General features: G+C 59.7%; 22 protein-coding genes and 4 tRNA genes. 7 read left to right on the plus strand and 19 right to left on the minus strand.

Annotated elements, in window-relative coordinates; genetic code table 11:
* Window position 1: 1 nt before the first annotated feature.
* A complete protein-coding gene (locus VE009_RS26105) occupies window positions 2–1,132 on the minus strand; it encodes a deoxyribonuclease IV (protein ID WP_325012877.1) in 1,131 nt (376 codons plus the stop codon).
* Between the two features lie 150 nt (window positions 1,133–1,282).
* Here VE009_RS26105 and VE009_RS26110 point away from each other — a divergent pair, with 150 nt between their 5' ends.
* The 3 genes from VE009_RS26110 to VE009_RS26120 all read left to right on the plus strand — a co-directional run bounded on the left by VE009_RS26110 (window position 1,283) and on the right by VE009_RS26120 (window position 2,749).
* Complete coding sequence (locus VE009_RS26110) at window positions 1,283–1,711, plus strand: DUF2621 family protein (protein WP_325012879.1); 429 nt, start codon at window positions 1,283–1,285, stop codon at window positions 1,709–1,711.
* A gap of 127 nt (window positions 1,712–1,838) precedes the next feature.
* On the plus strand, window positions 1,839–2,117 hold the full coding sequence (locus tag VE009_RS26115) for an autorepressor SdpR family transcription factor (protein WP_325012922.1): 279 nt from the start codon (window positions 1,839–1,841) through the stop codon (window positions 2,115–2,117).
* Window positions 2,114–2,749 (plus strand): DUF1648 domain-containing protein, encoded by a 636-nt coding sequence (locus VE009_RS26120; RefSeq protein WP_325012881.1) that lies wholly within the window; start codon window positions 2,114–2,116, stop codon window positions 2,747–2,749. The genes VE009_RS26115 and VE009_RS26120 overlap by 4 nt, the downstream gene beginning before the upstream one ends.
* Here VE009_RS26120 and VE009_RS26125 read toward each other — a convergent pair.
* Both VE009_RS26125 and VE009_RS26130 read right to left on the minus strand, forming a co-directional pair.
* Complete coding sequence (locus VE009_RS26125; protein WP_325012883.1) at window positions 2,719–3,528, minus strand: glycosyltransferase family 2 protein; 810 nt, start codon at window positions 3,526–3,528, stop codon at window positions 2,719–2,721. The two genes, VE009_RS26120 and VE009_RS26125, sit on opposite strands and share 31 nt — an antisense overlap.
* 133 nt (window positions 3,529–3,661) lie before the next feature.
* A complete protein-coding gene (locus VE009_RS26130; RefSeq protein WP_325012885.1) occupies window positions 3,662–5,458 on the minus strand; it encodes an adenylate/guanylate cyclase domain-containing protein in 1,797 nt (598 codons plus the stop codon).
* A 138-nt stretch (window positions 5,459–5,596) separates the two neighbouring features.
* Between VE009_RS26130 and VE009_RS26135 the strand changes: the two genes are divergently transcribed.
* Both VE009_RS26135 and VE009_RS26140 read left to right on the plus strand, forming a co-directional pair.
* Complete coding sequence (locus VE009_RS26135; RefSeq protein ID WP_325012887.1) at window positions 5,597–5,779, plus strand: hypothetical protein; 183 nt, start codon at window positions 5,597–5,599, stop codon at window positions 5,777–5,779.
* Window position 5,780: 1 nt separating this feature from the next.
* Window positions 5,781–5,945 (plus strand): hypothetical protein, encoded by a 165-nt coding sequence (locus tag VE009_RS26140; RefSeq protein WP_325012889.1) that lies wholly within the window; start codon window positions 5,781–5,783, stop codon window positions 5,943–5,945.
* 66 nt (window positions 5,946–6,011) lie between these two features.
* On the opposite strand, the gene VE009_RS26145 is transcribed toward VE009_RS26140, so the two are convergent.
* The 10 genes from VE009_RS26145 to pelF all read right to left on the minus strand — a co-directional run bounded on the left by VE009_RS26145 (window position 6,012) and on the right by pelF (window position 20,210).
* On the minus strand, window positions 6,012–8,045 hold the full coding sequence (locus VE009_RS26145; protein WP_325012891.1) for a molybdopterin oxidoreductase family protein: 2,034 nt from the start codon (window positions 8,043–8,045) through the stop codon (window positions 6,012–6,014).
* Window positions 8,046–8,120: 75 nt separating this feature from the next.
* Window positions 8,121–8,205, minus strand: a tRNA-Leu gene (locus VE009_RS26150).
* 152 nt (window positions 8,206–8,357) lie between these two features.
* A tRNA-Leu gene (locus VE009_RS26155) sits at window positions 8,358–8,439 on the minus strand.
* A gap of 78 nt (window positions 8,440–8,517) precedes the next feature.
* Entirely contained in the window at window positions 8,518–10,347 is a 1,830-nt protein-coding gene (locus VE009_RS26160; protein WP_325012893.1) for an HD-GYP domain-containing protein, read from the minus strand.
* Window positions 10,344–12,911 (minus strand): HD domain-containing phosphohydrolase, encoded by a 2,568-nt coding sequence (locus tag VE009_RS26165; RefSeq protein ID WP_325012895.1) that lies wholly within the window; start codon window positions 12,909–12,911, stop codon window positions 10,344–10,346. The genes VE009_RS26160 and VE009_RS26165 overlap by 4 nt, the downstream gene beginning before the upstream one ends.
* A 46-nt stretch (window positions 12,912–12,957) precedes the next feature.
* Entirely contained in the window at window positions 12,958–14,982 is a 2,025-nt protein-coding gene (locus tag VE009_RS26170) for a hypothetical protein (protein WP_325012897.1), read from the minus strand.
* Between the two features lie 15 nt (window positions 14,983–14,997).
* A complete protein-coding gene (locus VE009_RS26175; protein ID WP_325012899.1) occupies window positions 14,998–16,590 on the minus strand; it encodes a hypothetical protein in 1,593 nt (530 codons plus the stop codon).
* The gene (locus VE009_RS26180) at window positions 16,587–17,963 is read right to left on the minus strand and encodes a hypothetical protein (protein WP_325012901.1); all 1,377 of its coding nucleotides are present in this window, start codon (window positions 17,961–17,963) and stop codon (window positions 16,587–16,589) included. The genes VE009_RS26175 and VE009_RS26180 overlap by 4 nt, the downstream gene beginning before the upstream one ends.
* Before the next feature lie 32 nt (window positions 17,964–17,995).
* Window positions 17,996–18,403 (minus strand): hypothetical protein, encoded by a 408-nt coding sequence (locus tag VE009_RS26185; RefSeq protein WP_325012903.1) that lies wholly within the window; start codon window positions 18,401–18,403, stop codon window positions 17,996–17,998.
* A gap of 25 nt (window positions 18,404–18,428) precedes the next feature.
* Window positions 18,429–20,210: a GT4 family glycosyltransferase PelF gene (gene pelF, locus VE009_RS26190; RefSeq protein WP_325012905.1), complete on the minus strand. Its 1,782-nt coding sequence runs from the start codon at window positions 20,208–20,210 to the stop codon at window positions 18,429–18,431.
* Window positions 20,211–20,427: 217 nt separating this feature from the next.
* Here pelF and VE009_RS26195 point away from each other — a divergent pair, with 217 nt between their 5' ends.
* Both VE009_RS26195 and VE009_RS26200 read left to right on the plus strand, forming a co-directional pair.
* A complete protein-coding gene (locus VE009_RS26195) occupies window positions 20,428–22,122 on the plus strand; it encodes an ABC transporter ATP-binding protein (protein ID WP_325012907.1) in 1,695 nt (564 codons plus the stop codon).
* A gap of 49 nt (window positions 22,123–22,171) precedes the next feature.
* Window positions 22,172–22,375, plus strand: coding sequence for a hypothetical protein (locus VE009_RS26200; RefSeq protein ID WP_325012908.1), 204 nt, complete (start codon window positions 22,172–22,174; stop codon window positions 22,373–22,375).
* A gap of 11 nt (window positions 22,376–22,386) precedes the next feature.
* Here the strand turns inward: VE009_RS26200 and VE009_RS26205 are convergent, their stop codons facing one another.
* The 6 genes from VE009_RS26205 to VE009_RS26230 form a co-directional block, all read right to left on the minus strand.
* Entirely contained in the window at window positions 22,387–23,397 is a 1,011-nt protein-coding gene (locus VE009_RS26205) for a nucleotidyltransferase family protein (protein WP_325012910.1), read from the minus strand.
* Window positions 23,381–24,385, minus strand: a complete 1,005-nt coding sequence (locus VE009_RS26210) for a hypothetical protein (RefSeq protein WP_325012911.1) — start codon at window positions 24,383–24,385, stop codon at window positions 23,381–23,383. Before VE009_RS26210 ends, VE009_RS26205 begins: the two co-directional genes overlap by 17 nt.
* On the minus strand, window positions 24,382–24,807 hold the full coding sequence (locus VE009_RS26215; RefSeq protein WP_325012913.1) for a lasso peptide biosynthesis B2 protein: 426 nt from the start codon (window positions 24,805–24,807) through the stop codon (window positions 24,382–24,384). The genes VE009_RS26210 and VE009_RS26215 overlap by 4 nt, the downstream gene beginning before the upstream one ends.
* A complete protein-coding gene (pqqD, locus tag VE009_RS26220) occupies window positions 24,794–25,081 on the minus strand; it encodes a pyrroloquinoline quinone biosynthesis peptide chaperone PqqD (RefSeq protein ID WP_325012915.1) in 288 nt (95 codons plus the stop codon). The genes VE009_RS26215 and pqqD overlap by 14 nt, the downstream gene beginning before the upstream one ends.
* Before the next feature lie 134 nt (window positions 25,082–25,215).
* Window positions 25,216–25,297: transfer RNA gene (locus VE009_RS26225), tRNA-Leu, on the minus strand.
* 10 nt (window positions 25,298–25,307) lie between these two features.
* Window positions 25,308–25,380, minus strand: a tRNA-Lys gene (locus VE009_RS26230).
* Between the last annotated feature and the right edge of the window lie 62 nt (window positions 25,381–25,442).

Here is a 25,442-nt window from a genome sequence, read left to right on the forward strand (position 1 = left end):
CTTATGCCAGCTTCGCGACATTCACGCCCGCGAGCCACGCCGTCAATCGGTGGTTGATCTGCTCCTCGGTCAGGTTCGCGAACAGCTTGTCTTCCATAATCATATCGTACAAACGGTCCATCGGCTCGCGCGGATCCGCCTTCTTCGCTTTCGCGTCGCTCTTCAGCGTCTCCCACGTACTCACGATGAAGTTGCGGTGATGCACGTCCTTCTCGCTGAAGAACGAATGCAGCTTCTCGACGTGCTCAAGGAACTCGTCGCCGAACCGCTCGCGGTGGTCGCCGCGAAGCAGCGCGATCTCCGCCTCGTACATCGGACGCTGCGAAGCGTCATCCTTGCCGATCCACGGCGTCTCGAGAATCATCGGCAGATCGCTAAGCTTCTCGTGATCGACGATCCGCTTCATCGCTTCGAAGCCGATCCAGCCGGCGCCGATCGGCGCGTGGCGGTCTTTGCCCGCGCCGCGCGGGTTTTTGCTGTCGTTCAGGTGGACGACCGCCAGCTTGTCCAATCCGACGATGCGGTCGAACTCTTCAAGCACGCCGTCGAGATCGTTCACGATGTCGTACCCGGCGTCGTGCACGTGGCACGTGTCGAGGCAGACGGTCAGGCGCGAGTTGTCCTCGACCCCTTCCATGATGCGTGCGAGCTCCTCGAACGAACGGCCGATTTCGGTGCCTTTGCCGGCCATCGTCTCGAGCGCGATCTTCACGTCCGTTTCGGACGTTCCTTTCAGCACCTCGTTCAGCCCTTCCGCGATGCGCGCGATGCCGTAATCGACATCCTTGTCGGTGTACGCGCCAGGGTGCAGGACGATATTTTTCACGCCTAAATAATGCGTCCGCCGAATTTCTTCCTGCAGGAAGTCGACCGCGAGATCGAACGTGTTGCTTTTATACGAACCGAGGTTGATGATGTACGGCGCGTGCACGATAATTTCGTCGATGTCGTGCGCCTTCATCAGCTCGCGTCCTTCTTCGATGTACTGCTCTTCGATCGGCTTGCGGCGAGTGTTCTGCGGCGCCCCCGTGTAAATCATGAACGTGCTGGAGCCGTAGCTGACCGCTTCCTCAGCGGCGTTGAGCAGCCCCTTGTCCGAGAAGGACACGTGGGACCCGATTTTCTTCGCCATCTATATCAAACTCCTTTCGGCTTAGCCTGCATAAGCTGCATGGACAATCTATACTATTGTACTTGATTTCGCGCCGCTTTGGAACCGTGCCGGGGGTTCCCTTGCCTCCCGGCGGGCGAGATGGTACGATTTTAGCGAGGTGATCGTCGGATGAATCAAGGGCTCGCTTGGTTTATTTTTTTCTGGGTGTTCATTATGGTCGGTTTCATATCCATCGGCGGATATTTTATGTTTCGCAAATTTTTGAAGGTGCTCCCGAAGGAAGACGGCAAATCGACGCTCGACTGGCAAAACCATTGGGTCGAGAGCAGCCGCCACCTGTGGACGGAGGACAGCAAGGCGTTCCTCGGGCAGCTCGTGGATCCGGTCCCGGCGGCGTTCCGCGACATCGCCAAGCATACGATCGCGGCGCGCATCGGGCAGCTGGCGCTCGAGCGCGGCGCCCCCGAAATCACGCGGGAGCTGTGCGTAGAGGGATACATCTTGGCTACGCCGAGAAGAGATTATAAATTTTTGCGCAAATTTTTGGACGAGTCCGGCATCGACTACGAGCGCTTCCGCCCGATGCTGGAGCAATGAACGCGCGGCGCCCCTTTTCGGGGCGTCGTTTTTTTGTGCTTTCGCCCGCTTGACAATCGGCATCGCTCCGGATTATATTTTGATTGTTAGAAAATTATCTAAATATCGAAAGAGGGACGTTATGCCGCTGAACGACGCGTTCAAAGCGCTGGCCGACCCGACCCGCCGGAAAATACTCGACCTGCTCAAGGAAGGCGACTTGTCCGCGGGGGAAATCGCCGAGCACTTCGAGATGACGAAGCCGAGCATTTCCAACCACCTGAGCTTGCTGAAGCAGGCGGAGCTCGTCCGCGACGAGCGCCGGGGCCAGCATATCGTGTATTCGCTCAACACCACAGTGTTTCAGGACGTTTTGAAATGGATCATGGACCTGCAGGACGCAGGAGGAAGGAATGAAGAACGATGATGAAAAAGATGTGGAGATTCACGCTGCTCGCCGCCGCCGTTAGCGTCGCCGCAAGCCTCTACTTCTACGCCGAGCTGCCGGATTCGATGGCGGTCCACTTCGGCCCCGGAGGCGATGCCGACGACTGGCTCGTCAAGCCGGTCGCCGCGTTCCTCATGCCCGCGATTTTGCTGTTCGTCGCGGCGGTGCTGCATTTCACTCCGAATTGGGAGCGAGACGAAAGCAAGCGGCGCCGCGCAGGCGAAGCCAACGCGTTCGTCGGCGTCGTCGTCGCCGCCCTGCTGCTCGGCATTCACGCGTTCCTGCTCGCTTACAATCTCGGCTACCCCGTCAGCGCTTCGTTCGTCGCGACGGCGTCCGTCGGCTTCGTGTTCGTCGCCATCGGCAATATGCTGCCGCGCATGCCCCAAAGCAGCTCCAAGCTGTTGCAGCTGCCGGAATCGGTCTACGCCAAATACGCCCGTTCCCAGGGCCGCGTCATGGCGGGAGCGGGACTGCTCATGCTGCTCTGCATCTTTTTCTCCGACCCCGCGCGCATGTATGCGATGTTTTTCCTGATCGTCGTCGTGATCGCTTCCGTGATCTTCGGCTCCTTCGCCGCTCAGCGCCGCAGCCGCGAGACGAAGGGCTGACCGTCCCAGACGATCTCCGACGCGGTGCGCCGCGAGCGGATCTCTTCCTCCTCGAGCATGAGGAAGAAGTTTTTCGTCGGCAAATAGCCGAGGCCGTGCTTCGCGCTCAACCGGTCCAAATACGGGCGCATCGCGTCCTGCTTTCCCGATTGGTTGTCGCCGCCCTGCGCCGCGAACGCGTACAGCGTCCCGGCGCGGGGCACTTTTTTCACCTTCCGCCCGCTTTCGTGTACCCGAAGAATCCAATCCCAATCCCAATAGTTGCGCATTTCCGCGTCGAACGGCCCGAGCGCGTCGTGAAGCTCTCTGCGGTACAGCGAGCCCGACGCCACATAGGTATTGAATTTGCGCAGCAAGCCGATATCGTACTCGTAGGCGAACAGAAACCGTCCGGTCGGCAGACGGGTGCCGTTCTTTCTGACATAATCGAAAATTTCGACGTCGCCGAAGACGAGCTCCGCTTCCCCTGCCTCTTTCAGCATCGTCTCCATGTGATCGGGCACGATTACATCGTCGTCGTCGATCGGCATAATCCACTCGCCCCGCACATGCGGGAGCGCCGCATTCCTCGCCCACACATGATACGAATTCACGGGCAAATCGATTATTGTGACGGACAGCTCCGGGTACAGCGCGACGACGCCGTTCGGCGGCTCTCCCGCGTCGTTAACCAGGATGACTTCGAAATCTTGGAACGTCTGCCGAGACAAAGCCTCCAGCAGCTCCGCCACCGTATCGGGGCGGTTGTAAGTCGGCGTGATTACCGTAATGGTCGGCACGGTCGCATTCCCCTCGCTCGATTCCGCTTCTAACTGATTCCATTGTACCTATTCGTCAAGAGTTCCGCCAATCGCGAAAAACCGCGGCCGAAGGCGTCCCTTCGACCGCGGTCCCGCGCTTCCCGCGCGCCTGTTACGTTGCCGGCCCGAGCACCTCGTACAGCTTGACGGCGACCGTTTTCCCTTTCATCATCCGGTCCCCGACATAATTGAAGCGGAAATACTCCTTCGTCCGCTCATACGTCGCTTCGGAGACGAGAATTTGTCCCGCCGTCGTTTGCGATTCGATGCGCGCGGCCGTATTGACGTTATCGCCGATACAAGTGTAGTCGACCCGGAGATACGATCCGATGTTGCCGACGACGACTTCGCCGGTATGGACGCCGATGCCGCAATTGACCGTAACCCCGTGGCGGGCCTCGATGCGCTCCCGCACCTCGATCATCCCTTGCTGGATATCCCATGCCGTCTTGACCGCATAATACGGATGGTTGTCGACGTCGAGCGGCGCGTTGAAGATGAGCATCGCGGCGTCGCCGATGAACTTGTCGATCGTGCCTTTGTTCTCGAGCGCTTTGTTCGTGATGAGGTCGAACATTTCGTTCAAGAAGTCGACGACTTCCTCCGGCTTCAGCTTCTCCGACAACGTCGTGAAGCCGCGGATGTCGAGGAACAAAATCGATAGTTCTTTGTTGATGCCGCCGAGCTTGATTTCCAGATTCGTCGTCGCGATCTCCTTGACGAGGTCCGGAGAGATGTACCGGCCGAACTGCTTCGTAATGAAGTTTTTCTGCTTGTTCTCGAGGTACGATTTGACCGACACGTTCAAAATATACGTCAGCAGCAAGACGACGAGCGGATTGACGACGTCGACGTATACTTTGCTTTGCCCGTACACGGCATATTGCAACGCGAACAGACCGGCGACGATCGCCGCGAACAGGACGACGCTGTACGTCGTCTTGAGCCTCCACGCGAACCACCACGTGAGCGCGAACAGCAGCAGCATCAAGCCTAACGTAACGTACCAGTCCGCTTGGTTCGTGACGGAGCCCTCGAGCAGCTGATGGATAATGTTCGCGTGGGCGTATACGAGCTTCATTTCCCGCTCGATCGGCGTCGCGCCGTTGTCGTTCTCGAAGCCGACCGCGTTGAAGCCGATCAGCACGATCGCGTCCTGGAACACGACCGGGTCGATCTCTCCGGCGACGACCGAAATGAACGGCACCGTCAAAAACTCGTCGCTGGCGGCGTTGTAATTTATGTACATTTCCGTCTTGGCGTTTCGGCCGGCGAAATAATCGTTCTCCAAATATTTGGACACGTCGGCGCCCGCCATCTGCGCCGCGTTCAGGGCGAGAGACGGAATGAGCGTGCCGTCCGGCGCTTGAATTTGGAGCACGGTGCGCCGGATGACGGAGTCGTCGTCGATCAGCGCGTTGATATGCGCCGTCCGGACGTGCTCCGCGAACAATTCGTACGGCTGCCGCACGTCGTAGGCGACCAAATAATCTTTCACGTCCGCGTGCCGCGTCACCTGCTCGGTGATGCCCACGACCGGGAACACGACGTTGTCGTACTGCGAGAGCGCCTCGGCGAACGCCGCGTCGGCCTCCGGGTCGGACGCTTCGTCGAAGCTGATATCGAAACTGATCGAGGACGGTTCGAAGCCCGGTTGATTCAGCATGTGCAGCAGCTCTACGTATACTCGGCGGTCCCACGGAAAGCGGCCGATCGCTTCCAGCGACATGTCGTCGATGCCGATGACGACGATTCTCTCGTTCGGCTCGTGAGACATATTGTTCGTCATATGGTACCCGTACAGCGCCCGATTCAATACGTTCCATTGTTCATTCAAAAACAGCACTAACGTCAGCAGCAGCACCGCCGCGTTCGCAGCGGACAACCACACTTTCATGTTCCGGTTCATCGTTTCCCCGCCCTCGTTTCCGTCGATGTAGGACGTAAACGATCATATCACAAATTTCGCCGATTCGGGGGAAAAAAGTCGCATTTCCGCAGCCGGATATCCGCGTCTGCCGATACGCAAAATACGTGAGAAAGGAGCGTGGAACTCGTGCAAAAGGACTATGTATTCGCGGAATTGCCGAGCCAAGCGGTGCATCGGCTTCGGGAGTGGGAATCCGTGCTGAAGAACGAACTGGGCGAGGAAATTACGCTGATCGCTTACGAAAAAGAAACGCCCGGCGGCGAGTCGACCGCCTGCCGAGCGGATGTGGAGGGAAACTGAGATGACGCAAGATACGAATCGAAATGAGGCGCCCCGCGGCGACGTGCGGTTCGAAGCGCCGCCCGCGAGGCTCGTCGCCGAACGCGAAGACGATGCCGACATCGAACAGGAGAACGAGCGCCTGAAAGCCGAGCGCCCGTACCCGCATTCCTGCGGCGGGGTATAATAACGCAACGAAGCCCTCGGCGGATGCGCGCGGCCCCGCGAGGGCTTTCTTTGCCATGACTCTATGTTATGATTCCTCGTACTTCTCGACATCGACCCGGCCGGAGAAAAACACCGCGCCGCCGCCCATATCCGCGAGGCGGTCCGGCGTCAGCGCGTTGACGAGCCGCTTCGTTCCCGGGGCGTCCGCCCACAGCCCTTGGCTGACGACGACGCCCGGCAGCACGCCGTCGCCGCTTGCGACGGTCAGCACGCATTCGCCGCGGCCGTTCCACACCCGGATCCGGTCCCCGTCCCAAATGCCTCTCGCCTCCGCGTCGGCCCGGTTCATATGCAGCTTCGGCGTCTTCTCGAACGTGACGTGCTTCTCGTTGTTCGAGAACGTCGAGTTCAAGAAATGATGGTTCGGGCCCGGAATGAAGACGAACGGCAGCGCTTCTTCCGCTTCGGCGTTCAGCGGCGTATACGTCGGCAGCGGCGGCAGTCCGCGATCAGCCATCTGCCTCGAATACAGCTCGATTTTGCCGCTCGGCGTCGGCAGCTTGCCCGGCAGCGGCAGGCGCGCGCCGACCTTCGCGTAATGGTTTTCGACCAGCTCTTCGTAGCGAATCGATTCCCGGCCGAGCGCCTGACGGATCATCTCCTCGTCCGAATCCCGCAGCGGCGCGTCGTCGTAGCCCATCGCTTCCGCGAGCAGCCGGAACAGCTCCGTATTCGATTTCGCTTCCCCGTACCGCTCGATGACGGGCTGCTGCAATTGCATATACAAGTGCCAGTAGGAAGTATATATGTCCGTGTTTTCGAACGACGACGTCGCCGGCAGCACGAGATCCGCGTACGCCGCCGTCTCCGTCAGGAACAAGTCGTGCACGACCGTAAACAAATCGTCCCGCGCAAGGCCCGCCTTCACCTTGTTCGCCTCGGGCGCGACGACGACCGGGTTGCAGCCGTAGACGAACAGGGATCGCACCCGCGGCGCGCCCTCCAGCAGCTCGCGGCCGAGGCGATTCATGTTCACCGGAGGCGCGGACGCTTGCCGCAGCAAATCCGGCCGCTGCAGCGCGAACGAATCAATCTCGAAATAGCCGCTGTTCGACTTGATCGCGCCGCCGCCCTTGACCTGCCACTGCCCCGTCAACGCCGGCAAACACGAGATCGTCCGGACCGCCATGCCGCCGTTGTCGTGATGCTGCAGCCCGTTCCCGATGCGAATGAGAGACGGCGATACGGAGCCGTACAGCCTCGCCAGCCGGTATATATCCTCCGCCGGCACGCCGGTGATGCCGGCGGCCGTCTCGGGATCGTACGCCTTAACGTGCTCGCGCAGCTCCTCGCTGCCGACCGTGTGCGACGCAAGGAACGACTCGTCCGTCATCCCTTCGGCGAACAGCACGTGCATCAGCGCCAGCGCGAGGGCGGCGTCGGTGCCCGGCCGGATCGGAATGAACCAGTCCGCCCATCGACCGGTCTGATTCTTATGCACGTCGATGACGACGATCGTGGCGCCGTTCTTCCGGGCTTTCTCGGCGATGGCCACCTGATGCATATTGGTGCTGACCGCATTGACGCCCCAGAAGACGAAGAGCTTCGCATGAATCGTGTCTTCCGGGTCCGTGCCGAAACTGCCGCCCATCGTGTACCGATAGCCTTGCGAGCCCGCCGCGTTGCAGATCGTCCGGTCCAACTGTCTGGCGCCGAGCCGATGGAAGAAGCGCCGATCCATCCCTTCCGCGTTGATCAGGCCCATGTTGCCGTAGAAGCTGTAAGGCAGAATGCTCTCCGGGCCCTCGTCGCGGATGAGCGCCTTCCAGCGCTCGGCGATCGTCGCGATCGCTTCGTCCCAGCCGATCCGTTCGAACCGGCCTTCCCCTTTGGTCCCGACCCGCTTCAACGGATATTGCAGCCGCTTCGGATCGTACAATCTTTCGGGCATATGCCGCACCTTGTTGCAGATGTTGCCCTTCGTCACCGGGTGATCCGGATCGCCGTCGATGCGAACGATCTTTCCTCCCGCTTTGTGCACGAGAAGCCCGCATTGATCCGGGCAATCGAGCGAACAGACCGATCGGAACACGCCGTCCGTTTGCGCCGCCATCGTCATCTGGCATCCCTCTCCTTGCTTACCGTAAAATAAAAAGAAGCCCTGTGCGCCAAGGCTTCTGTGCATTTGTATGTATGGTGCGGTCGGAGAGATTTGAACTCTCACGCCTTGTGGGCACTGCCGCCTGAAGACAGCGTGTCTGCCGTTCCACCACGACCGCATATCTCTTGGAGAGACAATAAAAATGATAGCACGCCCTCGAAAAAATGTAAAGAGGGGTTCCTTGGCTCGGACGGTCCGAAACGCCTCTCGGCGAAAACGCAAAAAAACCGGCCGCGCTGTTCGCGCAACCGGCTCTTCCGTCCTGCGATATGCGGTCGGAGGGATTTGAACCCTCACGCCCAGTGGGCACTACCCCCTCAAGATAGCGTGTCTGCCGTTCCACCACGACCGCGTGCAAGAACAAATATACCCGATTGCGAAGCAAAAGTAAAGGCGGGGATCGCTGGCAACTGCGTCGGTCCGGATCTGCTTACGTCCGCGCTCCCGCCGCGATCACGTTCCTGCGGGTCATCGCTTCGGTCTTCACGAAGCAGCTGTCGCACGACTTGCCGTGCGCGGCGCACAATACGCCTTCGGTTTCCCAGCAGTTGACGTCGGCGCGCCCGAAGGCGGGACATGAGCTGCAGATGCTTTCCGGCACGCAGCACATCTCGCTGCAAGCGCCGAGCGATTTCGGGGAATCGACTTGCGCGCGCCGCTTGGACGTGTACCAGTCCAAGAACGCTTGCACCATGTCCGGGTCGAGCTGCTGGCCGCCCGCCGATCGAAGCATTTGCAGCGTCTGATCGAACGTAAGCGGATCCCGGTAATTGCGCCCGTTCACTTTGGCGAGGAACAGCTGCACGACCGCGATGATGCGGGAGCCGATCGGGATGTCCGTCCCCTTCAGCCCCGCCGGGTAGCCGTGACCGTCCATCCGCTCGTGGTGGTGCCGGATGTACGAAGCCGTCCGCTCGTTCCCTGTCGCGAAAGAGACGATCAACGCGCTCACCTCGGCATGCAGCTTCATGAGCTCGAATTCCGCCTCCGTGTACTGGCCTTCCTTTTGAAACAAGTCGCTCGACAGCGCGATCGTGCCGATATGGCTCAGGTACGCGGCTACGGCCACGTCCCGGATGACGTCGTCCGGCAAGCCGAGCTGACGGGCGATGATAATGCTGTACCGGCTCATCAATTCCGAATAGCCGATCGTGTTCGGACTGAGATCGTCCAGCAGTCTGGCGAGCGCCTGCAGCAGCGGAACGTAAGCTCCGGAGCCCCGCAAATACGACTTTTGAGCGCGGGCGAACTGCTCGTAATTTTGCGCCAGCGTTTGCAGAAACAGCAGCTTCCAGTATCTCTCCTGCATCGTCTTGAACCAAAACAGATAGTAATGACTGCCGAAGGAAACGTACAAAACGTGCTTCATGCCGGCGTCTAGCATAGCGGCGGGCAGGTCGCCTTCGACGTCCTGCACTTTGCCGGCGGCGCCCCTTCCGCGGAAAGCCTCCAAGGCAGCCGCGTCGTCCGCGAGCTTCGCCGCGACGTCCGCCGCCGCGCCGGCCGACGACGCGACGCGGCACCTCGGCTGCGTGGCGTCGACGAGGCAGCCGCCGGCGGCTTTCAGCGTATTTAAGCAGAACGGCAAAATTTGCGCGAGCGCTTCGTTTTCCTCTAGAGCGATTTTGCTTAAGTTGACGATGGCGTTCTTCGAGGCCATGGCGATGTGGGCTTGCTCCTTGACCTGCTCCGCCTCGATCACCTCTTCCACCATCGGCCGCACGAAGTCCATCCACCGCTTCAGCTTCCGTTTGGCGCGGCGCGAAATGCGAAGCACCGGACCGAGCCGGATGACGCCCTTGCTGCTGATCGGCAGGACGAGCAGCGGCACTTCGCCTTCCTTCACGATGTCGATGCCCTCGGTCAAAAACCGCTTCTCCGCCGTCGCCCCGGGCTTATAGACGTCCCCCTCGCTCTTCAGGAACGCGTTCGCGTTCGCGGCCGCCTTGCCGCCCCGAAATCGCGACGCCCGCAGCATCAGCTTGTCGTACCGTTCGTTCCGAATATAGAGCGCGTACGTCTGCGCTTCGAATTGGGCGCTCACCCCTTCGAGCACGACCGACATTTTCTGATCGAAGTTCGGTTGGGCGCGAATTTTGTCCAGCCATTCGTACACGGCTTCCAGCTTCTTCACGCCCGCTCGGACTTTCGCGATATACCACGCCGCGGCGACGCAGATCAGCAGCAGCCCTCCCGCGGCTGCCGCAGCCCAAATCAGCTCGACCGCAAGCCGCGTGTCCAGTATGTCTGCCAGGTTCATTCCCCCGCCTCCCTTCGATCCGGTGTTTCGTCGTCGCACCACGCGACGTAGTCGCTCGTCCGGGACAAATGGACGAAGCCGCAGCGCCGCGCGGCCCGCCCTTCCGTCCCGCTTCCTCCGTCCAGACTGACGGCAAACAGCCGCAGTCCGCGTTTCTTTAGCATTTGCAGCGTGTTGATCTGGGCTTCGACCCAGCGGTCGGAGACCAGGGCGTCCCGCCAATCTTCCCAGAGGAAGCCGTCGAGATACTTGGCCGCCGCCGCGAGCGCGTGGAAGCCTCTGTTTTGCACGATCATCAGCGACGGATGGCGCTCCTTGATTCCCGCCAGCAGCTCGAGGTAGCCTTGGATCAGCTCGTTCCGCAGCAGCGCGGAATCGATATGGTCGTCGATGTCGCCCACCGTATCTAAAAATACGGCATCGCACCCCAACGCGACGACGGTGCGGTCGATCTCGTCCAGCACAATCCGCCGATAACGCTCCCGCCGGATATCCATCAAATACGAATCCCATTCCGGAAAGTGAACGCGTTCTCCGCCTCGGCGGAGGAAATCGCCGTCCTGCAGCTTTTCGCCCCTCGCGGCGTTCCATGTCGGCCATTCCATGACCGATACGTAGCCGGCAATTCGCGTTCCCGCCGACTGCAGCGTTCGCACGGCGGCTTGCGTCCAATGGTTCGGCTCGACGATCGCGAAGTCGTAGGCTTTCAAACGCTCAAGAATCGCGTCGTCGACGGCCCCATAGTAAATCATAAAACGATCGATTCGATCCGGAGCCGGCTTCGGACGGGCGCTTCTTCCCGCTTCCTCAAGCGCGCCGGCTTCTGCGGCCGCGGCTTCGGTCTTTCCTCGCATGTCCGAACGCGTTGACGCTTCCGTATAGATCAAACAAGTTTCGCACGATTTGCCGTGCAGCCTGCAGCGGTTCGCTTCGGTTTCCCAGCACGGGCGATCCCGCCGCCCGAAGGCCGGGCAGCCTTCGCACAGCTCGGAAGGGGTGCAGAGCAGATCCCAGCAGGCGGCGATCGGCTCGCGGTCAGACCGCGCCCCCTCCCGCTTCCGGGCGAGCCAGCGGATGAACGCGGCGACGGCCTCCGCATCGAGATGCAGGCCGGATAACGCCTCCAGCTTTTCGATCGCCTTGTCGAAAGGCAGCGGGTCCCGCCCCTTCCGACCGTGCACCGCCGCCAAAAACGTCTGCACGACGGCGATGACCCGAGCGCCGCGAGGGATGTCGTCCCCGGTTAACCGGTCGGGATATCCGCCCCCGTCGATCCGTTCATGGTGATGGCGAATGGCCGCGGCCGTATCCCGGCTGCCCAAGACGGACTCGACGAGCAGGGCGCCTAGATCCGCATGCCGCTTCATCTGCTCGTATTCCGATTCCGCGAACCGCCCTTCCTTCGTCAGCAGCTCGACGGGAAGCGCCGCCGCGCCGATATTGCTGAGGTGAGCGGCCAGCGCGGTTCGCTGCACCTCTTCGTCCGGCCATCCGAGCTCCTTCGCGAGCACGGCCGCGTACCGGCTCATTTGCTCCGCATGCCCGACGGTCCAAGGGGTCATGCCGTCCAGCAAATCCGCGATCCGTTTCAGCGCGTCCGCCTTTCGGCCCGCACGAAAGGCGCCTTCGCGCTCGGCATAATAGCGCTCCGCCCCGCGGCAGCAAGCCTCCAGAAATTGCGCGGCCCGCTCCGCATCCCAGCCGAACGGAAGCCGAACGGCGCGGAACGCCAGCCGCCGCGTGCCGGAGGGGGTTCGGTACCGGCAGCGGAACACGTGCCTTCGCGGGTTTTCCGCCGTCTCCGCGGCGACGCTCGCGCCCTCGTCCGCTTCCGGGCCCCCTTCGTCGAGCTCGATCGGCTCGAGATCCAGCGCGGCCGCGGCCAACCGGAAGCCATGCCGCACGGCTTCCTCCGGGTCCGACACGAGCTGACTGAGCCTGCGCCACGCCTCGCCCGCGATGCCGGCTTCCTTCGCCTCTTCCTCCAGCCGATCGACCTCCAGCGCCCAGCCGGCCATCGGAGCGATCGCGTCCGCCGCGCGAGCGGCCCGCTCCGCCGCCCTCCCGCCGCGCTTCGCGATCGGCCCCGCCAGCACGAGCACCCGGTTCTCCGCCGCTGGAATTTGCAGCAGCAGCGCTCCTTCCTCGCGGATCCACGAGAACGGCCGGTCCACCGCGCGGTCCGCAGGCAGCGCCGCCGGCGGCAAATACGGCTCGCCGGCGTAGGGCACCAAACCGCTGTAGGACGGCGCGGCTTGCCCGACATCCGCCTTCGCATGCCGGATCGCCCTAAGCGTATATTTCCGTGCGGAACGATCCAACACGTAAAGCGCGTATACCGGCGCCTCAACGTATTGGGACAGTCCGTCCAGCAGCCACTGCGCGTTATTGTCGAAGCCGAGCTTCGGGTGCATCCGCGAGTGAAGACGGCGCAGCTCGGCCAGCTCCTCCGCCTGCCGCCGGCTCATTCGGCGCCATGCCATCGCCGCGGCGGCCGAGACGCAGGCGGCGATCCCGAGGACGAGCGCGGTGAGATCGACCGCATGTACGTTATCGTATGGCACGGTACGGTCTTCCCTCCCACTCTTCGACTCGTGATCGGAATGAAGCTTATTCCGTCAAATTTTTCAGCAAATCGCTGAAAATCGGCTTATCCCAAACGAGTTCCGCTTTTTTCTCTTCCGGAACTCCTCTATAAATATAGTATATCTTCACTTTATCGTCTTCGTAAAAGACCTGAAGATCTTTGTTGAAAGATTGGTATTCCGACAGCCATTCCCGCAGCTCCGCGTACTCCGCCTCTCTCCGCGCATAGTCGGGTACCATTGACTCGTATATGACGGAGTTCGGATCGTGGCGAAACACTTCTTTCTCTTCGACGATATAGATGTGATAGGACACGTTCGGATCGGGAGCGATTTGATCCCTGCGCGTTAAAGGGAACGCTTGGGGCTCGAATTCCGAAATCAACGTCGAAATGTACTGATGCCTTCCGTTGCCGAGCGAGAGCGAATACCCTTCGACTTGGGAAAATACGATCCACGTATTATCGTAATGGCGCTTCGCCATTTCCAAATACTGTTCCGCCGCGGAATCCCACATCATCTTATAGGGAATGATCGGCGTAAGCCGAATGGACAGCGCCCAGAAGGCGATGGCCGCGGCAGCCGCCAAGCATTCCGCAACGAATCTGAGGCGTTCCTTCGATCGAAACAAGGCGGAAGCCGCAGCATGCCACGCCACCCCGAGAGCCAAGCAAGTCGCCACCGTCCAAGCCGCGTCGCTTCGCGTCTGGATGACCACGTTCTGCGTCAGCGTCCCGCCATACCAATAAAGGAAGAAGCACAGGGCGACGAACAGCACGACGAAGCCGTACGCGAACCGCCGGTCCCGGCGGCCGAACAGCGCGGCCAGCGCGACGACCGCTAGGCTGACGAGCCCCGCGTAATCCCATCGGTTGAGCGGCGGAGGCGTAAATTGGGCCTGCGCCAGCAAAAATTCCGAAGAGGTCGAATGCAGCCCGGCGCCGAACAACATCCCGTAGACGATCGGAATAAACACGACGACGACACAGGCAATGCCCGTCGCCGCGCCGATCCAAAACTTGCTGACGCCTTCCCGCCCTTGGAAGAGCGCCATCAGCATCAGCAGCCCGAGCCCCAAGCCCGCATAGCCGAACGAGATAAAATGAGTGAAGCCCATGACAGCGCAGCCCGCCGCCCCGGTCCACAAATCCTGCCGGTTCCCGTTCGCGAAGTACTTGGAGAAGAAGTAAAGCGTCGGAAGCAGGAACAGCAGCGCGAACTCCTGCGGAAGCGTCGCCGCTTGGCGCGCCCAAGCATCGCCGACGCCGTGCAGCGGCTGGCCCGCCAGCCCGTACGCCGCCGCCGCGGCGACGGCGGCGATGCGGCCGCCGCCCGTCCATCTCGAGACGACGAAGTACAGCCCCGCCGCAATCAAGCACGTACTCGTGGCGCCGAAATATTTGACGACGTACAGAGTGTCGATTTGAGCGAACTTTTGAATGAACGCCATAAAAATAAATTGCCCTTGCGGGTAAATGCCGCCGACGAACAATTCGCGCTGGATGATATATTTCGTCCACAGCAAAATGACGGCCCCGTCGGACATCGACGGCGCGGCGCTGTGCAGCGGGTCGTACCATCGCACGTACGCCGCCATCCCCATCGCGGCCAGGAACAACCCGACGGCGATCAACTTCGCCGGAGACATCCGGCGCACCGTCAGCCGCTTGTCGGTCCAGACCTTCCTCCCGAGCATATACTTCCATTCCAGCTTGAGCCGGAACGCGATTTCGACCAAATCGTAAAAACGAGCGCCGATCGCCGTGTACACGTCGACGCCCTTGTCCTTCTTCGGCGCGATATACGATCGCAAGATAAGGAACACCAAAATACCCATGATGGCCAACACTTCGAACAGCTTCGTGACGACGAGCAAATAGCCGAGCGCCATGTACAGGCAAGCCGCTTTCAGCGCGCCTGCGGCCAGCGTCTCCAGTCGGTCCTCGTAGGCGGTTCGGAAGATGAGCTTCGGAACGACGATCAGCAGCAGCCACCAGGCGAACGCGTAGTGAACGAGATGAAACAAATGATTCGCGACGCTCGAATACATGCCGCTCCTCCTCCCTTAGCCGGCCGCATATAAGTAGTAATCCAGCTTATTGAGGACCTTCAGCATGTGACGCACCGACAAGACGGCGAAGACGATGCTGCCCGCCAGCAGCCCGAAAATCGCCGTGTCGTATTCGAACCAGCGGCTCAGCAGAAAGCCGACGAGCGCGTTGACGCCCACCGCCGGAATGATCGATCGGTTGACCATGTCCGCTTGGGACAGCGAAAACAAAATGACCGCGTTCATCAAGGCGATCGCCAGAATGACGTAAGCGATCAACGCGACGACGAAGACGAATTCCGTCGTGTCCGAGCTGATCAACGGCTTCCCGGCATACCCCACATACCAATCGTTCGCGAGATGCATGCCCTTCCACACGAGCGCCGCGCTCGCGACCGACGTAACGACGATCACGCCGAACATTTTAAAATAAACTTTCTTAAAGAAGCGGTTCATGCGATCCGTCTCCGCTCCCCAGTACTGCTTCTGACTGTCTTCCAGGTCGAGCATCAGCTTATGCACGATGACCTCGCTGACGCCGAGCGGCACCATCAGCACGAGCAGCGCGAAGTCGAGCCCCAGCTCGTATTCCCCGCGAAACCAAATAAAGTACGGCATATACGAATCATGGGCGGACCAAGCGTTGATCCGGTCGATGAATAAGAAAAAAAAGTAAAGAAACCCGTATATAAAATACGGCATGACCGAATATACCGTGATGGACATGCGGGGCAGCTGCGGAGTAATGCCCTTCTCCTCTTTCCGTTCCGCGACTTTGAAGAAGTACAGGACGAGCAGCATGCCCGTCGCCGAAACGATGCTGATCGAAATGAGCTGGGCGAAAATGATGTCGAGCGGCGTAAACGTCATGAGCAAAAACACGATGAATATGCCCATGATGATCAATCCGGTGAACGTCAGCTCCCGCCTCAAAATGTACATGACCGTCACGGACAGCCAAATCGATGTCAGGAAGAAGAAGTACAGGACGATGTACATGAACATGTTCATCGGAAATACGTTAAAGACGACGTTAAAGCCGTAGATCAGCACGCAGGTGACCAGACAGGTCACATACCCGGCCCGGATGAATTGGAACGTCACCCTGCGGCCCATATTGTAATAGCCTTGGAATAAATAGAAAAACCCTCTTCGCGCGATCGCCTGCGTATAGCCGCCGACGACGATAAAGCTGAGGATCGTCCCGATCGCGATGCACGTCGCCAGCTCCACGGTCAAATACTCGTAAGACCAGAGGGAGAACTTCAGCGTCAGCATCGAGACTACGGATATGGCCATCGGCAGCGCGAAAATGACGCCGCGCAAAAAGCTCTTCGTCAGCTCGAACGTGACGTATACCATGTTGCGCTTCGGGGGCGGTTCGAACGGCGTCACGACGACGCGCTGTTGGATATGCTCCCAAATCGTATCCGCCAGCTCGAATACGTCCTGCATCCCGAGCTGCTCGCTCGCCCGGCTGTCGTTCCAACCCATGGACTCCAGCAGAGCCGCGATCTCGAATCGGTCCTCGGGGAACATGTTCCGTTTCTGCACTTCCTCGACGACCCGTTCGTACAGCGCCCTGCGATTGTGCACCGCGAGCGTCATTGCCTATCCCCCTCGCTTAAAGAGGGTACGATCATATGAACGATCAAATCGGGCAGCTTCCCTTCGCGGTCGGCATCCTGCACGATTTGCGGCGTGATGACCTGATGTTTGGCGGCGATCAAACGGCCGTCATGCGCATACAGCGCCTCGCCCGCCAGCTTCCCGACGATATACCGGTTCCGGATCGCGACGATCTCCTCGCTAAGCGCCGAACTCCCTGCCGGCTCGGATTTCGCCCGATCCGTCTGTTCGACGCGAGCCGCGGCGGCCGGCGGCGGAGACGCCGATGGCTCGGGCTGAGCGGCCGCGGTCGGTTGAACCGCCGGAGGCGGAACCGAAGGCGCGATTGAACCCGCCGGAGTCGAGGACGCTTCGTGCGGCGTCTGCGCGGATTTCGCGGTCTGGCTTCCGAAAAATTCGGACGATCTGCTCTCCGCTCTCTCTTCCGCCGCGTAGGCCTCATCCTCTAAGCTTCCGTCCAAATATTCGTGAATGTCCCCCCAGAACGTCGATGGCTTCGTCTTTTTCGCAGTCGGCGGCGCCGATTGCTCCCGCTTTCGTTGAACGTAACGGGCTGGCGCCAGCGGGAGGACGGAGCCGAGGGAAGAGGCGGCCTGAAGCTCCCGCTCCGCCGCGGGCTCTTCCTCCCGCTCCTCCCGTCGCTCTTCCGGCTCCTCCCGCTCCGCGGGCTTTTCTTTCTCGAGCGCCCGCTCCTGCGCGAGATCCTCTTCCGGCGCTTGCTTCTCCACGATCGTTCGCAGCTTGAATTGGATGACCTTGGCCCGCTGGTGGAGAGCGGCAAGCTCCTGCTCGCCCCTCTCCAGCGGGGATGGCTCGGACGCCGCTTCCGGCTCGGCTTCCGCGCGCGCTTTGGCGGCGGCCGCCTCGGCGAGCGAAGCGTCGCTCTCCTGCGCGGCCTGCTGTGCGTCAGGCATCGCCTCCAAGCGCTCGACCTTGCGAAGCATCTCGCTTAATTCCTCCAGCAGGTCGCGGAACGTCTCCTCGTACGTGCGCGCCTGCCCCTCGACTTGCTCCAGCCGCTTGCGGGACTGCTCCTCTCTCGCACGCATCTTGGCCAGTACCGCGTCCGCTTCCAGCTCGCCCAGCGCGCGCAGCGCCTTCTTGCTCTGCGCGAGACGGGCGCCGGCGGCGTCGAACTGCGCTTCCCGGCTTCTGCGCTCTTCCAGCTCCGTTTCCAGCCGGGCGGCTTCTTCCCGCAGCGAATCCGCCTCCTTGGCAAGCTCCGCGATCCGGTTGCGAAGCTTCGCCGTTTCCAACTCCTGCAAATGCTTCAGCTTGCGGAAATATTCCGCCGTCTTCTTCGGATGAAGACCGAACAATCTCCTCCGGAGCGGTTTCTTCCAATCGCTCATCGTTCCACCCCCTGCCGCGGCGCCCGCATCGTTTATTCCTCTTCCTTGCTGCGCTGCTCAGCCTTCTCCGCGACGTCCTGCAGCCGCTTCCTCATATCGGATACCATGGATTGTTGACGCTCCAGCAGCAGCGTCTCCAGCTCCCGATGTTTCGCCATCGCCGCTTCGTACCGTTCCGTCGCTTCCTGGACCTGCATCGTCGCCGCCATGTGCTCCTCCAGCAGCTCCTTCGCCAGCGCATCGCCGCGCTCCGGCGCGGCGAGCTCCGCTCGCATCCGGTCGATCTCCGCGCGAAGCTCGGCGCATTCCCGCTCCAGCGTTTGCAATTGCGTTACTAACCCGCTATTGAGCGCTTCATGGGACTGTTTGCTCTGTTCGATCGCATCCTCTACCGACTTCGGAGAGTAGCCCCATAAAGCTCTTTTGGTCACTCTAGTCATCGCCGTTCCCCTTTTGCCCGCAGCGTCACGCGCTTCGGCCCGCCGCGCCGCCCGCTACCAGGGCGACGTAGGCTTCATACTTATACAGCTCTTGGAACGCCTTGTCGTACTCGCCGATCCGATTGAACGCCTGTGCGATTTCGGCCATAAGCACCGGCGCGAGCACGGAATCCGGCTGCAGCCAGAGCGCTTTCTGGAACTGCACGATCGCTTTCTGGTCGTACCCGCTCGCGGCGAGCGCGTAGCCTTTCTCCATCAGAAGCTTCTGCTCCTCCAATGTCGACGCGGCGCGCGCCGCCGGCTCCTCCGTCTTCGCGGCCGCGGCCGGCATCCACTCTTCCGCCCGAACAGCCAATTTAATGTAGCTCTTCAGGTGAAGCTCCAGCACCCGGTCGAGCGTGAACAGACTAAGCGCTCTTTGCCGGCCTTCTCTGCCCAACTCTTCGCGCAGCTCTCGATTGCGCAGCAGCTTCATCAGCGCCTCCGCCATCTCCCGGCTGTCGCGCGGAGACACTAACAGCCCCGTGTCGCCCAGCGCTTCTTTCACGCCCCCGACGTCCGTCGCGACGACGGGCTTGCCGGTCATCATCGCTTCGACGACGGAATACGGGAACGCCTCCGAAATGCTGGAGAGCGCGATCACGTCTCCGCTTTGATACGCCGCGGACGTGTTGCCGGTATGCCCGGCGAAAATGAACGAATTCCCGAGCTGCAGCTCTTCCTTCAACGCCAAACATTGCTCGTAATACGCCGGTACGGATACGGAACCGTAAACGACGAATTTCGTCTCCGGCATGCTCTCCTTGACCGCGGCGGCGGCCCGCATGAAGGTCATGATGTCTTTGATCGGGTCGATGCGCGCGACCATGACGACGGTCGGCGTCGCCTGCGGCGCCGGGGGCGCCTCCGTGAACACCTTCTCGTCCACGCCGTTGTAAATGACCTTGACGTTGGAGGGAGCGACGCCGAACCGCGTTTCCCATCGCATGTTGTATTGGCAGACGGGAGACACTTGATCGGCGAACGCGTAGTTCATCGTCGTGATCGATTGGACGAACCGGATCAAGAACGTGCTTAAATAGGAAGAATATCCGTTCCTCGACAGCGATAAATACTGCTCTCTCAAATAAACGCCGTGCTCCGTGAGCAGGTAAGGCGTATTGTTCGCCAGCTTCGACAGTACGCACGGAATGCCGCAAAACGCGGCGGCCGACGAATGCGTGACATGAACGTCGGGAAGCGGAGTATTTAAAATATTAAGAAATCTGTAAATCCATCCGAGGCTTTGGTTCAGGCCGTAAATGTCCGGCTGACCGATCCGGTTTTCCTTGTCCGCGGAAGCCCGGAGGATGATGTCCTTGAACGTGTTCCAAGTCAATTCGGACTTGAAGGTGACTTTGTATTCGTAATACTTAAAATACTCATGCATGCGCAGCAAAGTTTCGGCGAATCGAACCGGTTGTTTGTGCTGAGCGATAATTTCTAAAATCAACTCGCGAAAGAGCGGAATGAAGTTTTTCTCGATATCTTGACTGTGCGTCGCATGCTTCATTTTATAGATATGAGAGAATGGCGTTTCCAAATGCTCCGCCGGCTCCTCCGTGCCCCACAAAGGCATTTTGATCAATGCCGACGGATTCGGAAGCTGGAATTTTTGCGTCACGAAAGGGTTCATCAGCACGCTGTAAATGACGTAATCGACGGAAGTAAGCTTTTGAATCAAAATGTCGCACCACGTGCTTACGCCGCCTTGGTGAAACGGATACGTCCCTTCCGTAGCCAGCATGACTTTTATCCTATCATTCACGGCGCCTCCCCCTTTCTTTTTATACTAAAATCTAGAAAAATTATATGGTTCGCATGGTTAAATTTCAACGAAACATGCGCTCTAACCTGTAAATACAAATAAATCTTAACACAACCAGCTAAACAAAAAATGAACAGCGATACCGATCGGTTCCGTTGTTTCCTCCGCCGATTATGTTATCATGAAGCTAAAACGCACCGGCGACCGAGGGACCGCAATGCATATCATCCGGCGATTCATTATTTTGCTTCGACCGCATTACAAGCAAGGAGCGGCGATTTCCGCGCTCATGCTGCTTTCCACGGCGTTGACGACGATCAGCCCGTTTTTTTATAAGGAACTGATCGATCAAGGCATCCTGAACGGCGATTCGCGCACCCTATTCGCCATGCTGCTCGTCATCGGACTGTCCATGGCGGCGCAGGAAGCGATCTATTTGCTTCGGATCCGCTTTCAAATCCGGCTGCGCAAAGATTTATTCGTTCGGCTGCGCCTGCAGCTGTACGCCCATTTCATGCGTTTGCCGCAATCGTTTTATTCGGAGCGTCACAAAGGACGACTCCTTTCCAGAATAACATCGGACGTGGAAGCCGTCCAAAACCTTCTTCTGGATAAGTTTGTTTCTTTCGGCCAAAGCTTGTTCGTCGGCCTGTTCATTTTCGCGATCATTCTGATCGTCGATTGGCGCATGGCGGCGGCGTCGACCGCCGTGCTGCCGCTGCTCTACCTCATTTACGTCCGTTTCCGCGCCAAGCTGTCCGAACGCAGCCGGAAAGTGCAGGAAAAACAAGAAGCTCAGATGGAAAGATTGCAGGAAGATTTGGCGATGGTGAAAGCCATTCAAGCGTATTCCGTCGAGGAGCGGCACATCGATCTAGCGCGCGAGGTTCTGTATGAGACGGAAGACGCAAGGAGCGAATTCAGCCGCACTTACGCGCGCGCCTCCTCTTCCACGGTCGTCATTAACATTGTAGGGTTAATCGTCATTTGGGGAATGGGCGGCGTCGCCGTCATGGAGCAGCGGATCACGTTGGGCACGCTTGTGGCCGTATCTTTTTATCTCAACTATATCATCGGCTTGTTCTTCAACGCTTACTACGCCGTGATGGGCTTTCATGTATCGGCGCCGGCGGCCCGGCGCATCTTCGAAGTGTTGGACAAGCCCCTGTCGGATTCGCCCGAAGAGGGTACGATGCCAGCGTCGTTTCGCGGGGCGGCCGTCGTGTTCAAGGACGTTTCGTTCGCATACGATAAAGGAGCGAAGCCCGTCTTGCAGAGCGTCGACGTATCTTTGTCTCCGGGGGATTTCGCCGGCGTCGTCGGCGGGAGCGGGCAGGGCAAGACGACGCTCGTCAACCTGCTGTTACGCTTCTACGACCCTGACCGCGGGGCGATCGAAATCGGCGGAACCGACATCCGGAAGTTTCGGCTTGCGGAGCTACGCCGGCAGATCGGCTATATTCCGCAGGAGGACCTGCTCTTCAACGCGTCCATTCGCGAGAACATCGTCATGGGCCGCGCCGGCGTTACGGAGGAGCAGTTCGTTCGGGCCTGCCGGCTCGCGAAGGTGCACGAGTTCGCCGAACGGCTGGAGCTCGGCTACGAAACTTCCGCGGGACAGCAAGGCCAGCGCCTGTCCGGCGGACAGCGGAAACGGGTGCTGATCGCGCGAGCGCTGCTGGAGGATCCGTACCTGTTGGTCTTCGACGAAGCTACGGCATCGCTCGACGAAGACGCCGAACAGGAAATTCTCGAGTCGATCGCCGCCTTGTCCGCAGGCCGCATCATTCTCTTCATCTCGCATAAGCTGAGAAATTTGTCCTACGCGAACAAAGTGCTGGTGGTGGAGAGCGGCACGGTTCGCACCGTAATGGATAAAAATGAAATACAAAAAATGGTTGAAAAGTACTAGTGCTGTTGATATGATCAATCTAAAATCACCGATGGAGGTGAATCGATTCATGTCGGAAAAACTTCAATACGAAAGACCGGTCCTCACGAAACACGCGCAGTTGAGGGAAGTTACCCTCAGCAGCTTGGGCGGCAATGGCAACGGTAACGGCAATGGCGGCGGTCAAGGCAACAACGGCGTCGGCAACGGCGTAGACACGGCGCCCGGCAATTCAGGCGGCACGAACGGCAACAACGCCGACGGCTCGAACTAATTCCTACAACCTCATCGATTTTTCTTGCCCATTGCCGTTAACCCTTTAACGGCAATTTTTATTGCCGAAACCGCGTATTTGAAATAGCTCCCTCCGTAATGCAAATCTAAGAACATCCTGCTCGGCCGAACGATTTGGGACGCGGCTTTCCATTTCAATGCGAGGCCCGGCGTCGTGACGAACTGGATGAAAAAGCGGTCGAACCCCGTTCGCTGCGCGGAGCTCGTGCGGAACACCCATGTTTCGAAAGCGCCCGCTTTCACATCCCGCTTGCCCCACTCTTCCGGGATGTCGATCCCCGCCAACTCGGATGCTTTGCGGAGCGCATACGCGATCGGCAGCCGCAGGCGATGCCGATCCGCGATGCTGCCGAACGCCTGCCAATCGAATGCGTCGCCTTTCTGGCGCAGCAGCGCAGCAATATCGCAGGCGGACACCTGCCAATTTTCGAAGTGATGCTGAAACAAGTGAAGCGCAAGATGCGTGAGCAGCAGTTCCGGGCGGAGGACGGTCATCGTTTGGCCGTTCTCCATCGTTATCGTCTCCGTATTGGCGAATACGACGTCTGACGTCAGCGAGCCGAGATACGGATACGGCCCCAAGGAAAAGTGCACGTCGATCGGCACGACGGGCGCCGAGCGCGTCGAATACGTGATTTTGTTGGAGATATGCAGATGCGTCCATTGGTCGATACCGACGTCGAAAGCTTCGTAGCCCATGTCGCGGAGCACCGTTGCCAGCCGCGGAAAATCGGCGATGTCGACCAAGAGATCGATGTCGTCCACCGGACGCAGCCCGAACGGGTACGCCGTTTGGATGAGATGCGCCCCCTTCAGCACGACGGATCGAATGCCGACCTCCGTAAGGCGGCGCAGCAGCTCCGCGAGCCGGTGGCGAATGAACAAATTGCGCGCCCCGACCTCGCGAATCAGCGCTTTGCTTTCGTCGTCCGCCGTCTCGTAGTCGATACGCCCGCCGTTTCGAGTATATCGAATGAGCGGAACTCTATATTTCTCTTCCATGCTGCCGTTCCCCCGCCCTGGACATAAATTCGCTCGCCACCGCATGCCATCTCTCCCGGTCTCCGCCGAGAACGATCCTCCCCGCGGGAAGACGGACGAGCTCGGACAGAAACTGAAACTGCGCTTTCGTCGTGTCCGGATCGAAGCACACCAGCGTAAGCGGCAGCAGCTCCAGCAGCGCTTTGCCGGCCGGGATCGGTTCGACCCGGCTGCGCTCCTCCGGCGCCCACTGCGGGAACAGCAACCCCTTGAGCGGGCTGGACAGCCGGGTGCGTTCCGGATACAGCCGCCGGACGTCTACGTCGTTTTTCCGTCCGCCCGCTGCGCCGGATAAGGAGGCGCTTTCTTTCATCTCGGGAAGATGAGCCACGTTGGAGGCGAACAGCTTGGCCGGTTCGTAGAGGCCGAGCAGCTCGAAGCCTTCCGCCGTTCTCCTCAGGAAGGTGCGGTCGTCGGAGTGGAAGTCGAACCCGTGGTGCATCAGGTGTACCGACAACGTCGATTTGCCTTGGCCGGATTTGCCGGCCAGCAGCAGCCCGAAGCCGCCCGCGCTGACGGCGCCGGAATGACAAACGTACAGCCCTTCTTGGCGCATCAGTTCGAGCATCGGATGAAGGAAATCTTCCAGATCCCATTGGGACGCCGTCAGCAGCGGAGCGTACGCGTATCCGATGATCGTTCGCTTCGCCCGGTCCACGATGGAGGTGCCGGTTCGCTTGCCCTCCACGATCCACAGCCCGCCGTCGACGTAATATTTCGCCTCGTTGCTCTCGTGCATCGGTTCGGCGCGCTCATCGACCCGGTACGGAATCGGGCTGCCGATCGGAACGTCGTAAATGACGACATCGATCGTCGGCGGCGCATCGTCTCGATCCGCGACCTCGAAGTCGTTCAGCCATCGAGTTATCGCTTCCAGCAGCGATTCGTTGTCCGCGGCGATGTCCACGACGACGTGCGCGATCGCGAACCGTTTGTTGGTGAACGTCATGTTCCGTTCTCTCCCGAAGAATAAATCACGCGATATTTCGATACGAATTCCTCCGTATCGGCGAATACGTCCCCGCCGACCGTCAACCAAGCATGGCCGTCCAGCTTCTCGTCGCGTTTGTGAACGCCGATATGAATCCGGACGCCGCGGACGCCGCTGATCAGCAAAGTATAGTATAAAAGGAGGCTTCTTTTGAGGCAGTTGTTGCGGATGACGAAGAGCGGGAACCGGGACAACTTGTTCGCGGCGTCGATTCGGCGCTTCAGCAGCGGTTCCGGCACCGGTTCCGCGGCGCGCTCCGCTTCGATCCGCCGCAGCAGCGCCGGCAGCTTCGCGAACGGCAGCGCGGCCCAAATCGCAAGCGCCGCGCATACGGCGCGCATCCAAACGCTCGCGGCGCCGTCCGCGTCAGTTCGCCGCATCGACGATCAACAGCTTCTCGTCGGCCATGTGCTCGACGAATTGAACGACGTCCCGCTCGATCTCGTCCGGCGCATCGAAAGCGGCCCGAAGCTCCGTTATAATATCAGCGATCGACCGCTGCCCGTCGCAGCGCTCCCATACCGCCGCACCGATCGGGTTCGTGCTGTAATAGTACCCATTGTTGAGGTTCAGCAGAATCGTATCCGGAGGCATGGATTGAAACATAATGTCCTGCGCTTTGCGCGGACGGCTCTGCATCGTGACAGCGGTCATCGGTCGATTCTCCTTTAAGAGAAAGTTTCACATAGTAAACTTTATACCGAACCTCTTCGTTGTTCAAGTATCCTTTTTTTCAATGAAAAAAGGACCTTTACCCCAATGGTAAAAGTCCTTGCCGTCGAACGTAATGCGGTCGGTGGGATTTGAACCCACACGTCCAATGGACACTACCCCCTCAAGATAGCGTGTCTGCCGTTCCACCACGACCGCGTATGAAAAGTGAGCCATGAAGGACTCGAACCTTCGACACCCTGATTAAAAGTCAGGTGCTCTACCGACTGAGCTAATGGCTCATGGTGACCCGTAGGGGATTCGAACCCCTGTTACCTCCGTGAAAGGGAGGTGTCTTAACCCC

The sequence above is a fragment of the Paenibacillus sp. genome (assembly GCF_035645195.1).
In the GTDB taxonomy this organism is placed as follows: Bacteria; Bacillota; Bacilli; order Paenibacillales; family YIM-B00363; genus Paenibacillus_AE.